This is a genomic window from Streptomyces sp. NPDC059740 (genome assembly GCF_042733155.1).
Classification (GTDB): domain Bacteria; phylum Actinomycetota; class Actinomycetes; order Streptomycetales; family Streptomycetaceae; genus Streptomyces.
This window is the reverse complement of record NZ_JBHWGP010000013.1, coordinates 199,706-213,478: the sequence shown is the minus strand read 5'-3', so window position 1 is coordinate 213,478 and position 13,773 is coordinate 199,706. Positions and strand designations below refer to the sequence as shown.

Here is a 13,773-nt window from a genome sequence, read left to right as displayed (position 1 = left end):
CGAACGACGTGCCGACCTCCACCAGGCCCTGCTCGAACTGGCCTGCAGCCTGATATGCCTCCGCCGCCTCCGAACCTCATTCTGAAACGATCAGTTAGCCCGGCGGTCGGCCGGGCGTCGGGCGATCGTGACGTGCGTCGGGCCAGAGGCGTCATGTGTCGGGCGAAGGGTGACGTGCGTCGGGTGTGGAGTGCCCGGCGTCGTCATCCCGGTCGGGGCTGGGGGTGGCGTCCGTGCGGGCGTCGGGGGAGGGGGAGAGCCCTGCCTGCTCAAGGAGAGAGCCGGTGGGTGAGTGCATACTTACTAACGAGTCACCTTACTGGTTAGTAAGATGGTCCCGTCCCGGAGATACGAACGGTCCGCTGCTCGCGGACGGAGAGGGAGTGGGTCGTGACTGAGGATGTCGCCGCGGAACTGGCTGCCCTGGACTTTGCCAGTGTGACGCCGGAGGAGTTCGCCACCATCGTCAAGGGCCTCTCGCGGGCTCAGCTTGCCCAGGTGGCGACCGGGGAACTTCGCGAGCGGGTGCTCGCCGAAGTGTTCGGGCGGATGGAGCGGCAGTTCCGTCCGGAGAACGCGGGCTCACTCTCGGCGGTCATCCGTTGGAAGATCACCGGAGAGTCGGAGGTCGTCTACGAGACGGCCATCGAGAACGGCACCTGCACTGTGACGAAGGGGGCCTCAGCGAGGACCGCCCGGGTCACCCTGAGCATGGCGGACGCGGACTTCCTCAAGCTGGCGTCCGGCAACAGCACTCCGGTGGGCCTGTTCCTGTCGCGCAAGGTCAGGGCGGTGGGCGACCTCGGGCTGGCCGCGGGACTGAGCCGCCTTTTCGACATCCCCAAGGTCTGAACGCCGCGGAAGCCTGAACGCCGGGGAAGAGCGCACGTCCGCGAGGTGCGCATGTCGTCGAGGTTGCGCACCTCGTCAACGTCTGAGCTTGTCGGCTCCGGACCGTTGTCACGGCTCGGTGTGACAACGGGCGGCAGGCTTGCTCACCGGTTCCTTCGGAGGCTTCCCTCTTCCGGCTGCCCCGCCCCGCCCCCCGCCCCCTCCCCTCTGCCTTCCGTCCTTCTGTGTCCTGTGCGGTGCTGGCCCCTCAGCGGACTCCGCTCCCACCTGCTTGTGTTCCGGCCCGTCCCGCAAGAGCTTGAGGGGGCCGGACGTGGCTCCGCTCGCTCGTCGGGCCCCCGGCGCCGCGGGTTCTCCCGAGCCGGGGGCCGGGGCGGGGCAGTGGGGCGCGGGGTGGCGGGGATGTCCCGTGGGGAAGCGCCGGGCGGTGGTGCGTCAGGGCGGCAAGGCTGCCGGCTGCCTGTCGGTGGTGGTCTCAGGCCGCTCCGAACAGCTCCGTCAGGTCCCCGTCGAGATGCAGGTGGGCGTCCTCCTGGCCGGCCGGCACCGCCTGGTAGGAGCGCTCCAGGAAGCAGTGGAGGTCCTCCGTCCTCATCTGCACCATGGCCACGCCGTCCGGCACATGGAACTCCATGAGGGTCCGGCTGCGCCCGGCCGGCTCCACCCGGACGTCGCCCTGACCGGCGGGTGCCGCGAGCCCTGACGCCAGGAGGTCCCGCGCAAAGATCCAGTCCACCTCGGCGCCGTCCAGGGAGATCTCCGGGGGAAAGGAGATACGCACGGCGAACGGGTCGTCGGGGTGGTAATGCAGGACCGCCGGAACGGCCTGCGGACCCGGCGCCGTGGCGATCAGTCGGACCTGTATGGCTTGGTCGATGGCGCTCGGCATCGCGGCTGCTCCTCACGGGTGTCGGGACATGGGCTGTACCTCTCTAGACGGTGTGCCCGAACTCGCCGTTCACGCGACCCGGGTGTGATCCTTGTCATCTCCGCCGCGCCGTACGCCCGATCCGAGTACCTGCGTAGGTGCGGGAGTCAGTCCTGCGCCGTCTCCCCGGAGGCAGCCGGCGACGCCGTGACCGTCTCCAGGCCGCTCTCGTGGAAGGCGGACAGCATTGCCGGATCCGCCCCCTCGTCGGTGATGAGCGTGTCGAACACCTCCGCATCACCGACGCGAGCGAAGCACCTCACCCCCAACTTCGCCGAGTCGGCCACCACGGCTGACCGCCCGGCCCGTTCGGCCATCAACCGGTTGATCCTCGCCTCCGCCTCGTCGTAGACGGTCGCACCCACCTCGGGCTCCACCCCGTTGGCCCCGATGAACGCGATGTCCAGCGAGATCTCGCGGAGCACCAACTCGCCGAAGGGGCCGATCAGCTCGTAGGAGCGGGAGTGGGCCACCCCTCCGGTAAGGACGATCTTGAACTGGGGCCGTACAGCCAGTTCGTGCGCGATGTTGAGGGAGTTGGTGACGATGGTGAGGTTGTGGTGCGGGCCCTCGCCGGCGAGGTCGGGACGGACGGCGAGGGCCCGTGCGATCTCGGTCGTCGTGGTGCCGCCGCTCAGTCCGACCACCTGGTGCCGGTCCACCATGCGGGCGGCGACCTGGGCGATCGCCGCCTTCTGGTCGGCGCGGTGCCCACGCTTGTAGCGGATGGGAAGGTCGTAGGCGACGGAGCTGAGCACCGCCCCGCCCCGCGTCCGGATGAGGAGTTGCTGCTCTGCCAGCGTGTCCATGTCCCGGCGTGTCGTGGCCGCGGACACCTCCAGGGCGGTTGCGGCCTCCTCCACGTCCAGCCGACCGCGTTCGCCCAGCAGCTCGAGGAGCGCGTTCATCCGTTCGTGACGCTTCATGGGGGTGAGCCTAGTCGGCTGCATGAGACGCCCCGTACACCTTTCTCCCAGGCCACCACCCGTCTCCCGGGCCACCGCCGGTCTCACGACGCGGTCCGGCACGTCCCTCCGGCGGGGCAGGGGCAGCCCCACGGCCCGAGGACCCCGTGGGCCCCGTGGGCCCCGCGGGCAGTGGCGTCGGTGGGGCTCAGCGCTGCGTCAGCGTCGCTGTGACGGGGGGCGCGGTCGAGGCGGGAGGGGCTGCGGCGGCACCGAGCACCTGCAGCAGTCGAGCGGCCTCCTTCGTCACGGCCTCCCGGGCCGGCCCCAGGTACTTGCGCGAGTCCACCAGAGCCGGTTGCCCGCCCAGCGTGTCACGGACCGACGTGGTGAAGACGGAGACCAGGTGCGTGGATATGTTGATCTTCGTCATTCCCGCGGTGATCGCTCGCCGCAGCTCCTCGTCCGGTACGCCCGAGGAACCGTGCAGGACCAACGGGACCGGCAGTGCCTCGCGCAGGGCGGCGATGAGGTCCTTGTCGAGCACGGTGGTGCGTTCGCGCATGGCGTGCGAGGAGCCGACCGCCACGGCCAGCGTGTCCACGCCCGTGGCGGCGACGAATGCCCGCGCCTCGCCGGGGTCGGTACGGGCCCCGGGAGCGTGCACCCCGTCCTTGCCGCCCACCTCGCCCAACTCCGCCTCGACGTGGACGCCCCGTTCGTGACACCAGGCGGTGAGCTCAGCGGTGGTCGCCACATTGGCCGCGTAGGGCAGCGAGGAGGCGTCCACCATCACCGAACCAGCCCCCGCTGCCACACCCTCGCGTACCAGGTCGGGGTCGGTGACGTGGTCGAGATGGACGGCGAGGTCCGCCGTCGACGACTCGGCCAGCGTCATCGTGGCACGCAGCAGGGGTAGGAGGCTCCCGTGGTAGCGGACGCAGTTCTCGCTGATCTGGAGGATGAGGGGCGCCCGCGCCTCTTCGGCGGCGGCCACCAGGGCTTCCGCCGTCTCCAGATGGACGACGTTGAAGGCCGCGGCGCCACAGCCCGCCTGCCGGGCTGAGCTGACGATCGACGCGGTGGGGACCAGAGGCATGAGCCGACTCCCTGTCGGATGTTCCGGAAGGACCGTGCGGGGGATCTCTCTCCCGGATTCAGGAGGTGGGGGAGGGGGCGTCGAGCATCACCGAGCGGGTGAGGCTGCGCGGATTGTCAGGGTCCAGGCCCCGCGCCCGGGCACGCGCCAGGGCGACGCGCTGGGCGAGGACGAGTTCGGCCAGGGGGTCACGGGCGTGGTGGACGAATTCCGCGCCGGTGGCGGCGACATCGCCGGCCAGCCCCTCCGGAGGCTCCCCGAAGGACCAGGTCACGCGCCCGGGAGCCGCTATGGAGATGGGGCCGTGGCGGTACTCCATCGCCGGGTAGGACTCCGTCCAGCTCTGCGAGGCCTCCCGCATCTTCAGGGCGGCCTCACTGGCCAGGCCCACCGTCCAGCCGGTGCCGAGGAAGGTGAACTGTTCGGCGTCCAGCCAGCGTTGCTCCACCGGGGCGTCCAGGGCGGAGTGTGCGTCCTGCGCGGCGGCGGCGACGTCCTCACCGAGGTGGGCGCGGAACAGGGACAGGGCCGTGGTGGCGAACCTCGTCTGCACCACCGAGCGTTCGTCGGCGAAGTCCAGGACGACCGTCTCGTCGGAGAGGTCGGTGGCCGGAGTGTCGGGGTCGCCCAGCACGGTCACGGTGGGGATACGTCCACGTACCGCGTCCAGCAGGCGCAGCACCTCCGTCGTGGTGCCGGAGCGGCTGATGGCGATGAGGGCGTCGTAACCGCGGGCTCCGTCCAGGAAGGCCTCGGAGGCGGCGAAGGCGTCGGTGACGCCGGCCCCCGAGGACTCCCGCAGAGTGGCGTACGACTGGGCCATGAACCAGGAGGTGCCGCACCCCACCACGGCGACGCGTTGTCCTGCCTTGGGCAGAGGCACGCCGGCCGCGACCAGTTCAGCGGCGCGCTGCCAGGTCTCCGGTTGGCTGCGGAGTTCCGTTTCCATGTACGTGGTCTCGGTCATGACGGGTCCTGCGCTCTCACATCGGTGTGCGGGATGGCCAGATCGTGCAGTGGTGCGGGCTCGGCCTGGCGGCGGAGCCGTGTGACTCGGACGGTCGTGACCGCTGGGGCGACGACCGCGGATGTTGCACAAAGACTGCAAAGTACTGCGTGATGTTGCGTCGTACTGTCTGTGTGAATGCAACTCTACGCAGAACCGGGTGGCCGGGCTATCTCTCGTTCGGGTGTTCGCTTGTCGGTCGGCGCTGACTGTTGCCCGCCGGGGCGGAGGCGGGCGGACGGAGCGCCGGCAGCCGCCGGGGCGCGGTGGCTTCCCGGTCGTCCGCGAGAAGCGTGCTGCGCCTCCCGGCCGCCGAGAGGGCTCTCGCCGCTCCCGCAACGGGGAGGCGCAGGTCAGGGGTTGGAGCAGGGGCACCGGCCGCGGCGGGCGGGGGTGTCCTGCAAGTCCGGCCCGGGCCGGGGGAGACGACCGTTGCCGGCGCTGCCGGAGAGAAGGCGTGCGGGGGTGCACGGTCGGGCGAGCGCCAGGAAAACGGCGTACGCGGGCCCCGCGAGCGCCGGCGGAGGGCGTCACGCACGGCACACCGGACACCTCAGAAGGGTGTCGGAGGGCCCCGGAGGTCTCCTCGACGTCCGGGGCCACGGAAGGAAGGGGTCAGGCCAGGGTCTCGCGGTAGTCCTGGAGGGCCGGGACCGTCTTGGTCGCGATGAACCGGGTGATGCGGTACTCGCAGACCCCGCCCGTCACGAACGGGTCCTCGGCGACAGCGGACTCGGCGGTGGCCAGGTCGGGGAAGCCGGCCAGGATGACGCCGCCGTCCCGTGGGTCCTTGCGCCCGGAGGCCAGGAAGTGACCCGCGGCGTAGTGGCGGTCCAGCCACTCGACGTGGTCCGGGAGCAGGGCGTCGACCTTGTCGAGCGGGGCGGTGTAGGTGAGTTCCAGTACGAACATCCCGGCAGCCTATGCGGAGCGCTCCGACCGCCGGCTCCCCGCACGGCACCTCTTCCGTCCCGCCCCGATGCCCGGCCCCGGACTCGCACGCCCCGCGCCCGCGGCGGAGGGCGGCCGGCGGCTCCGGCCCGGCGCCCCGCGCGCTGGGGACGGCCGGGTCCGGGCGTCCCGGGGACCGTGGGTACGCTTCCCCCACCATGGATGACCCGACCGAAGCCCTGTGCGCCGACGAACTGCGGAACTGGCCCACCACGGAGGCCGGTGCCAGAGCCGCGCAGGAGCGGCTCCGCCCGCTCGTCGCGCTGGACGAGCCGGGGCCCGAACCGGGGTTCGCCGGAACCGTGGCCGGGGTCGACGTGGCCTACGACGATGCCCGTGACCTGGTCGTCGCCGCCGCGGTCGCCCTGGACGCCGCCACCCTGAGCGTCGTGGCGGAGGCTACGGCGGTCGGCAGCGTGGCCTTCCCCTACGTGCCGGGCCTGCTGGCCTTCCGCGAGATCCCCACCGTGATCGCCGCCCTGGCGGACCTGCCGGTGACGCCGGACCTCCTGGTGTGCGACGGATACGGCTACGCCCATCCGCGGCGCTTCGGCCTCGCCAGCCACCTGGGCGTCCTGACCGGCCTCCCCTCCATCGGCGTCGCGAAGACCCCCTTCCTGTTCCGGCACGGCCCGTTGGGGCCGGAACGGGGTGCCACCGCACCGCTCGTCGACGAGGGGTACAGGCGCCACGAGGCGGACGGCGGCAACGGCAGCAAGGACGCGCTCCTCGTCGCGGACGGCGGGGGCGATGCCGCCTGGAGCGCGCCGGAGACGGCCGCTACCGCCGGGTCCGGGGTCGCGGCGGGCCCGGGCGAGGTGGTCGGGATGGCGCTGCGGACCCGGGCGGGGGTGAAGCCGGTCTTCGTCTCCGTCGGGCACCGGGTGGACCTTGCCCACGCCTGCGCGCTCACCCTCGCACTCGCTCCGAGCTACCGGCTCCCCGAGACCACACGTGCCGCGGACTCGCTGTGCCGCCGCGCGCTGGCCGCCCTCTGACGACCCGTCGCCGACGTCCGGCCGGCTGCGCCCGTCGCCGGCCGTGCGCCCCCTCCGTCACCCGCGCCCTCGTCGCTCGCCACCCCGTCACCCGCGTCCCTCCGTCACCCGGCGATTGCCGCCCGCCGCCGGTCGGAGGGACGGGAAGGGCCGACGGGAGGCGTTCTGACCGCGGTGTCAGGTCCCCCTCGCGCGTCCCCGCAGCAGGCGCGGATGTCTTGTAGAAACTGAAACACGTTCCTACCATCGCAGGTGTTACTCACGGGTTCACATCGGAGGCCTCGATGACGAGGGCACCCAGCGGGCCGCTGGACGGCGTGCGCGTGGTGGAGTTGGCCGGCATCGGTCCCGGCCCCTTCGCCGCCATGACACTGGCCGACCTCGGCGCCGACGTCGTCCGCGTCGACCGCCCCGGGGGCGCCGGCCTGGGTGTCGATCCCGCCCAGGACCTCACCAACCGCGGCAAGCGTTCGGTCCTCGTCGACCTCAAGACCCCGCAGGGCGTGGCGCACGTCCTCGACCTGGTCGAACGCGCCGACATCCTGATCGAGGGGTACCGGCCCGGGGTGGCCGAGCGGCTGGGCGTCGGCCCGCAACCCTGCCTGGAGCGCAACCCCCGCCTGGTGTACGGGCGGATGACGGGCTGGGGGCAGGACGGTCCGCTGGCCCACAGCGCCGGTCACGACGTCGGCTACATCGCGGTGACGGGTGCGCTGGGCCTGGCCGGCAAGGCGGGACAGCCGCCCAACCCGCCCGCCAACCTCCTCGGGGACTACGCGGGCGGCTCGCTCTACCTGGTCCTCGGGGTCCTCGCCGCCCTCCACCACGCCCGTGCCGAGCAGGGCGCGGGGCAGGTGGTGGACGCCGCCGTCGTGGACGGGACCAGCCACCTGACGACGATGATCCACGCGCTGCTGGCCGCCGGGGGGTGGCAGGACCGTCCCGAGGCCAACCTCCTGGACGGCGGCGCCCCCTTCTACGGCACCTACGAGACGGCGGACCACCGCTACATGGCGGTCGGCGCCCTGGAGGAGCGGTTCTACGTGCAGTTCCTCGACCTGCTGGGGGTGGCCGGCGAGGTCCCCGACCGCGCGGACCCGGAGGCCTGGCCCCGGCTGCGCGCCGAGGTGGCCCGGGCCTTCGCGCAGCGGACCCGCGCCCAGTGGAGCGAGGTCTTCGAGGGCACGGACGCCTGCGTGGCACCCGTCCTCTCGCTCCGCGAGGCCCCCGACCACCCCCACCTGCGGGCACGCCGCACCTTCCTCGACCTCGACGGCGTCCCGCAGCCCGCCCCGGCCCCCCGCTTCTCCCGCACCCCGCCGGCAGACCCGGCGCCGCCCCCCGCACCAGGCGCCGACGCCGCGGCCGTCGCACGGGACTGGGGGCTGCCGACCGCAGCGCCGGACACGGACGCCGCAGGCGCCCTCCACCGGGCCACACCGCCCCGACCCGGCCCCGCCCCGGTGCCGCCCGCAGCCGACCCGGGCCCGCCCGGCCCCTGAGGTCCTCGCGCGCCGCGCCCACCGTCGCGGACGGGACCGCGCGCCCCGCCCTCCTCCCCGCAAGGCCCCGCCCACCGAAAGGCACCCAGAAGTGACAGCCGAAGCGTATGTGTACGAAGCGATCCGTACCCCGCGAGGCCGCGGCAAGGCGGACGGCGCCCTGCACGGCGTCAAACCGATCGACCTCGTCGTGGGGCTCGTCCACGAGCTGCGTGAACGCCACCCCGACCTCGACCTCGACGCCGTCGACGACCTCGTCCTCGGCGTCGTCAGCCCTGTCGGCGACCAGGGCTTCGACATCGCCAAGGCAGCCGCGCTCGTCGCGGGCCTGCCCGACACGGTCGCCGGGCTGCAGCTCAACAGGTTCTGCGCCTCCGGGCTGGAAGCCGTCAACACCGCAGCCGCCAAGGTGCGTTCCGGGTGGGAGGACCTGGTGTTCGCGGGCGGCGTCGAGTCGATGTCCCGCGTCCCGCTCGGCTCCGACGGCGGCGCGCTGGCGACGGACCCGATGACGGCCCACCAGACCGACTTCGTCCCCCAGGGCGTCAGCGCCGACCTCATCGCCACCCTGGAGGGCTTCAGCAGGACGGACGTCGACGCCTACGCCGCCCTCTCCCAGGAGCGCGCCGCCACCGCGTGGAAGGAGGGGCGCTTCGACCGCTCCGTCGTCCCCGTCAGGGACCGCAGCGGGCTCGTGGTGCTGGACCGGGACGAGCACATCCGCCCCGGCACCACCGCCGAGGGGCTGGCCGCGCTGCGTCCCTCCTTCGCCCGGATGGGCGCCGACGGCGGCTTCGACGCGGTGGCGCTGCAGAAGTACCACTGGCTGGAGGCGATCGACCACGTCCACCACGCCGGCAACTCCTCCGGCATCGTCGACGGTTCGGCACTGGTGGTCGTGGGCAACGCCGAGGTCGGCGAGCGGTACGGCCTGCGCCCGCGGGCGCGCGTCGTCTCCGGCGCCGTCTCAGGGGTGGAGCCCACCATCATGCTGACCGGCCCCGCGCCCGCCGCCCGCAAGGCGCTCGCCAAGGCGGGGCTGACCGTCGACGACATCGACCTGTTCGAGATCAACGAGGCCTTCGCCTCCGTCGTCCTGCGCTTTCTGAAGGACCTGGACCTCCCGGTGGAGAAGGTCAACGTCAACGGCGGCGCCATCGCCATGGGCCACCCCCTGGGCGCGACCGGCGCGGTCATCCTCGGCACCCTGCTGGACGAACTGGAGCGGCAGGACAAGCGGTACGGCCTGGCCACGCTGTGCGCCGGCGGCGGCATGGGCATCGCCACCGTCGTCGAACGGCTCTGACCCCACGCGCGCCCCTGCCGGCCGCCGCCCGCCGCGTCCCCGAGCCCCCGCTCCCGCAGCCCGCAAACGGAGAACCCACATGAGCCAGCCCGACACCATCCGCTGGGAACAGGACGAGAGCGGAGTCGTCACCCTCGTCCTGGACGACCCCGACCAGTCGGCCAACACGATGAACGCCGCCTTCAAAGCCTCCCTCACCCGCGTGGTGGACCGTCTGGAGGCGGAGGCCGAGACGGTGCGCGGCGTCATCGTCACCTCCGCCAAGAAGACCTTCTTCGCCGGCGGCGACCTGCGCGACCTCATCGCGGTCACCCCCGAGGACGCACAGCGCGCCTTCGACGGCGGCATGTCGCTCAAGCGGGACCTGCGGCGGCTGGAGACCCTCGGCAAACCGGTCGTCGCGGCGGTGGGCGGCGCGGCGCTCGGCGGCGGCTACGAGATCGCGCTGGCCTGCCACCACCGCGTCGCCCTGGACGCCCCGGGCGTCAGGATCGGGCTGCCGGAGGTCACCCTCGGCCTGCTCCCGGCCGCCGGCGGCGTGGTGCGCACCGTCCGCCTGCTCGGAGTGGCCGACGCCCTCCTCAAGGTCCTGCTGCAGGGCACCGGTTACTCAGCGGTGCGCGCCAAGGAGGCCGGGCTCGTCCACGAGGTCGCCGCCGACCAGGAGGAACTGCTGTCCAGGGCACGCGCGTTCATCGACGCGCACCCCGACTCCCGCCAGCCGTGGGACACCGAGGGCTACCGCATCCCCGGCGGCACCCCCGCCCAGCCCAAGTTCGCCGCCAACCTCCCCGCCTTCCCCGCCAACCTCAAGAAGCAGCTCGGCGGCGCCCCCTACCCCGCACCCCGCAACATCCTGGCCGCCGCGGTGGAGGGCTCCCAGGTCGACTTCGAGACGGCGCAGGTGATCGAGGCCCGCTACTTCGTGGAGCTGGTCACCGGACAGACCTCGAAGAACATGATCCAGGCGTTCTTCTTCGACATGCAGCGGGTCAACTCCGGCGCCAGCCGTCCCGCGGACGTCCCCCGCCGCACCGTCAGCAGAGTCGCCGTCCTCGGCGCCGGCATGATGGGCGCGGCGATCGCCTACGTCTGCGCGAAGGCCGGCATCGAGGTCTTCCTCAAGGACATCTCCCTCGACAACGCCCGCAAGGGCAGGGGTTACGCCGAGAAGCTGCTGGACAAGGCGGTGGCACGCGGACGCACCACCACCACGGAGCGGGACGCGGTGCTGGCGCGCATCACCCCCACCGCCGAGGCTGCCGACCTCGCCGGCTGCGACGCGGTCATCGAGGCCGTCTTCGAGGACCCCGCCCTCAAGCACAAGGTCTTCCAGGAGGTGCAGCAGGTGGTGGCACCGGACGCGCTGCTCTGCTCCAACACCTCCACGCTGCCCATCACCCTGCTGGCCGAAGGGGTCGAGCGGCCCCGCGACTTCGTGGGCCTGCACTTCTTCTCACCGGTCGACAAGATGCCGCTCGTGGAGATCATCCGAGGCGAGCAGAGCAGCGACGAGGCGCTGGCCCGTGCCTTCGACCTCACCCGCCAGATCCGCAAGACCCCCGTGGTGGTGCACGACTCGCGGGGCTTCTTCACCTCCCGCGTCATCGGCCACTTCCTCAACGAGGGCGTCGCCATGATCGGCGAGGGCGTCGACCCGGCCACCGTGGAGCAGGCGGCGGCCCAGGCCGGCTATCCCGCCAAGGTGCTCGCGCTGATGGACGAGCTGACCCTCACCCTGCCCCGCCGCATCCGCGAGGAGAGCCGCCGCGCCGTCGAGGAGTCCGGCGGCACCTGGACCCCCCACCCGGCCGACGCCGTCGTGGACCGCATGGTCGAGGAGTTCGGCCGCACCGGGCGCTCCGGCGGCGCCGGCTTCTACGAGTACGGCGAGGACGGCCGACGGGGCCGCCTGTGGCCCGGGCTGCGCGAGCACTTCACCCGCGGTGACGCGGAGGTGCCCTTCCGCGACCTGAAGGAGCGGATGCTGTTCGCCGAGGCCCTGGAGTCCGTGCGCTGCCTGGAGGAGGGCGTCCTCACCTCCGTCGCCGACGCCAACGTCGGCTCCCTGCTCGGCATCGGCTTCCCCGGCTGGACCGGGGGAGTGCTCCAGTACGTCAACGGCTACCAAGGCGGCCCGCGCGGCTTCCTGGCCCGGGCCCGCGAGCTGGCGGACCGCTACGGCGAGCGCTTCACGCCGCCCCGCCTCCTGGTGGAGACGGCCGAACGGGGCGGGACCTTCCGCGACGCCTGAACCGCCCGTGGCGCCCCCGTCCCGCCCGTCCCCTCACGGGGCGGGCGGGACGGCCGGACCCACCGCCCCGCCACGGCCCGGCGCCGCCCCCGCACAGCGCCGCAGTGCACGATCGGACACCCCCGGTGGTGACGTTCGGGCAGACGTTGCCTCCTGGACACCCCGCAGCCACCTGTTGTGACCCATCCCACTGACGCGCGGCCCCCGATCGGGGAAGGTGTGCCATCGGCCGGATACCGCCACCGCGGTCCGGACGACAGCCCCACCGACACTCCGAAAGCGGGTCGAAACAGCTGTGACCACGGAAACCGCCCTCAAGGACGCACACCGGCCGCCGGGCGGGGGGGAGCACGTCGCCTCGCAGGACGCGGGCGACGCCGGCTACAGCAAGGGCCTCACCGGCCGCCACATCAACATGATCGCCATCGGCGGCGCCATCGGAACGGGCCTGTTCCTCGGAGCGGGCGGACGCCTCGCCTCCGCCGGCCCGGCACTCGCCGTCGCCTACGCGGTGTGCGGCATGTTCGCCTTCTTCGTCGTCCGGGCCCTCGGTGAGCTGGTGGTCCACCGCCCGTCCTCCGGGTCCTTCGTCTCCTACGCCCGCGAGTTCCTGGGCGAGAAGGGGGCCTACGCGGCCGGCTGGATGTACGTGCTGAACTGGTCCACCACCGGTATCGCCGACATCACCGCGATCGCCCTGTACACCCACTACTGGAGCATGTTCACCTCCGTACCGCAGTGGGTCATGGCGCTGATTGCCCTGGCCGTGGTGCTGACGATCAACCTGATCTCGGTGAAGATCTTCGGCGAGATGGAGTTCTGGTTCGCGATCATCAAGGTCGCGGCGCTCGTGGTCTTCATGCTCATCGGCATCTTCCTGCTCGCCACCCAGCACCCGGTCGCCGGACACACGCCGGGCCTCGACGTGATCAGCGGCAGCGGCGGGCTCTTCCCCATGGGCGTGCTGCCCGTGGTCATCGTCCTGCAGGGTGTCGTCTTCGCCTACTCCGCCGTCGAACTGGTCGGTGTCACGGCGGGCGAGACCAGCGAGCCGCACAAGGTCGTGCCCAAGGCGGTCAACTCGATCATGTGGCGGGTCGGCGTCTTCTACGTCGGATCCGTCATCCTGCTGACCCTGCTCATGCCGTGGAACAAGTTCACCGGTGACGAGAGCCCCTTCGTCACCGTGCTCTCCAACGTCGGCGTGCCCGCGGCCGGCGACGTCATGAACCTGGTGGTGCTGACCGCCGCCATGTCCAGCCTCAACTCCGGCCTGTACTCCACCGGCCGCATCCTGCGCTCCATGTCGCTCGCCGGCTCCGCACCACGGTTCGCCGGGCTGATGAACCGGAACCAGGTCCCCTACGGCGGCATCCTGATGACCTCCGTGGTGTGCGTGCTGGGCGTCGTCCTGAACTACGTGGTGCCCGGCGAGGCCTTCGAGATCGTCCTGAACATCGCCGCCCTCGGCGTCATCAGCACCTGGTGCACGATCATGGTCTGCCACATGGTGTTCGTCCGGCGGTCCAAGGCCGGCCTCATCGAGCGGCCCGGCTTCCGGCTGCGGGGCACCCCCGTCACCGACATCGTCACCATCGCCTTCCTGGTGGGCGTGATCGTCCTGATGGGCTTCGACAGCGACGGAGTGGGCCAGAAGACCGTCATGCTGATCCCCGTCATCGCGGCAGCCCTCGTGGTCGGCTGGTTCGCGGTGCGCGGCCGGGTCAGCAGCATCGCCGCCGAGCGCGCCGCGCAGGAGCAGGACGCGGCCGGCGGGCCGCAGGTCTTCTCACGTGCCCCGGGGAGCCCCGCAGGTGCGCCCCCGACCGGGCGACGGGCGCGGCCCGGGCCGGCGCTCCCCGGCCGGCCCGGGCCGGACCGATACGATGGTGCCGACCAGCGCCCCGCCGTGCCCGGACGGAAGGGGCAGATCGCAGGTGACCGCACCGTCGGCCGATGACGCCCCTCGGGC

Annotated in this window: 11 protein-coding genes; 6 read left to right on the top strand and 5 right to left on the bottom strand. The window is 72.3% G+C overall.

Features of this window, described 5'->3' with window-relative positions; genetic code table 11:
- Positions 1-390: 390 nt before the first annotated feature.
- Complete coding sequence (locus ACFV3R_RS18350; protein WP_385583366.1) at positions 391-852, top strand: SCP2 sterol-binding domain-containing protein; 462 nt, start codon at positions 391-393, stop codon at positions 850-852.
- A 475-nt stretch (positions 853-1,327) separates the two neighbouring features.
- On the opposite strand, the gene ACFV3R_RS18345 is transcribed toward ACFV3R_RS18350, so the two are convergent.
- The 5 genes from ACFV3R_RS18345 to ACFV3R_RS18325 form a co-directional block, all read right to left on the bottom strand.
- Positions 1,328-1,741, bottom strand: coding sequence for an SsgA family sporulation/cell division regulator (locus tag ACFV3R_RS18345; protein ID WP_385583363.1), 414 nt, complete (start codon positions 1,739-1,741; stop codon positions 1,328-1,330).
- 146 nt (positions 1,742-1,887) lie between these two features.
- On the bottom strand, positions 1,888-2,706 hold the full coding sequence (locus ACFV3R_RS18340) for a DeoR/GlpR family DNA-binding transcription regulator (protein ID WP_385583360.1): 819 nt from the start codon (positions 2,704-2,706) through the stop codon (positions 1,888-1,890).
- Positions 2,707-2,893: 187 nt separating this feature from the next.
- Complete coding sequence (locus ACFV3R_RS18335; protein WP_385583356.1) at positions 2,894-3,784, bottom strand: class II fructose-bisphosphate aldolase; 891 nt, start codon at positions 3,782-3,784, stop codon at positions 2,894-2,896.
- Between the two features lie 58 nt (positions 3,785-3,842).
- Positions 3,843-4,751, bottom strand: a complete 909-nt coding sequence (locus ACFV3R_RS18330) for an SIS domain-containing protein (protein WP_385583354.1) — start codon at positions 4,749-4,751, stop codon at positions 3,843-3,845.
- A gap of 654 nt (positions 4,752-5,405) precedes the next feature.
- A complete protein-coding gene (locus ACFV3R_RS18325; RefSeq protein ID WP_385583351.1) occupies positions 5,406-5,702 on the bottom strand; it encodes a YciI family protein in 297 nt (98 codons plus the stop codon).
- Positions 5,703-5,899: 197 nt separating this feature from the next.
- Between ACFV3R_RS18325 and ACFV3R_RS18320 the strand changes: the two genes are divergently transcribed.
- From ACFV3R_RS18320 to ACFV3R_RS18300, 5 genes are all read left to right on the top strand, one after another.
- Positions 5,900-6,739 (top strand): endonuclease V, encoded by an 840-nt coding sequence (locus ACFV3R_RS18320; RefSeq protein WP_385583348.1) that lies wholly within the window; start codon positions 5,900-5,902, stop codon positions 6,737-6,739.
- Between the two features lie 284 nt (positions 6,740-7,023).
- A complete protein-coding gene (locus ACFV3R_RS18315) occupies positions 7,024-8,241 on the top strand; it encodes a CaiB/BaiF CoA transferase family protein (RefSeq protein ID WP_385583345.1) in 1,218 nt (405 codons plus the stop codon).
- Between the two features lie 91 nt (positions 8,242-8,332).
- A complete protein-coding gene (locus ACFV3R_RS18310) occupies positions 8,333-9,547 on the top strand; it encodes an acetyl-CoA C-acetyltransferase (protein WP_385583342.1) in 1,215 nt (404 codons plus the stop codon).
- A gap of 79 nt (positions 9,548-9,626) precedes the next feature.
- Complete coding sequence (locus tag ACFV3R_RS18305) at positions 9,627-11,801, top strand: 3-hydroxyacyl-CoA dehydrogenase NAD-binding domain-containing protein (RefSeq protein WP_385583339.1); 2,175 nt, start codon at positions 9,627-9,629, stop codon at positions 11,799-11,801.
- Between the two features lie 415 nt (positions 11,802-12,216).
- Positions 12,217-13,761, top strand: coding sequence for an amino acid permease (locus ACFV3R_RS18300; protein ID WP_385583407.1), 1,545 nt, complete (start codon positions 12,217-12,219; stop codon positions 13,759-13,761).
- The last annotated feature ends 12 nt before the right edge of the window (positions 13,762-13,773 follow it).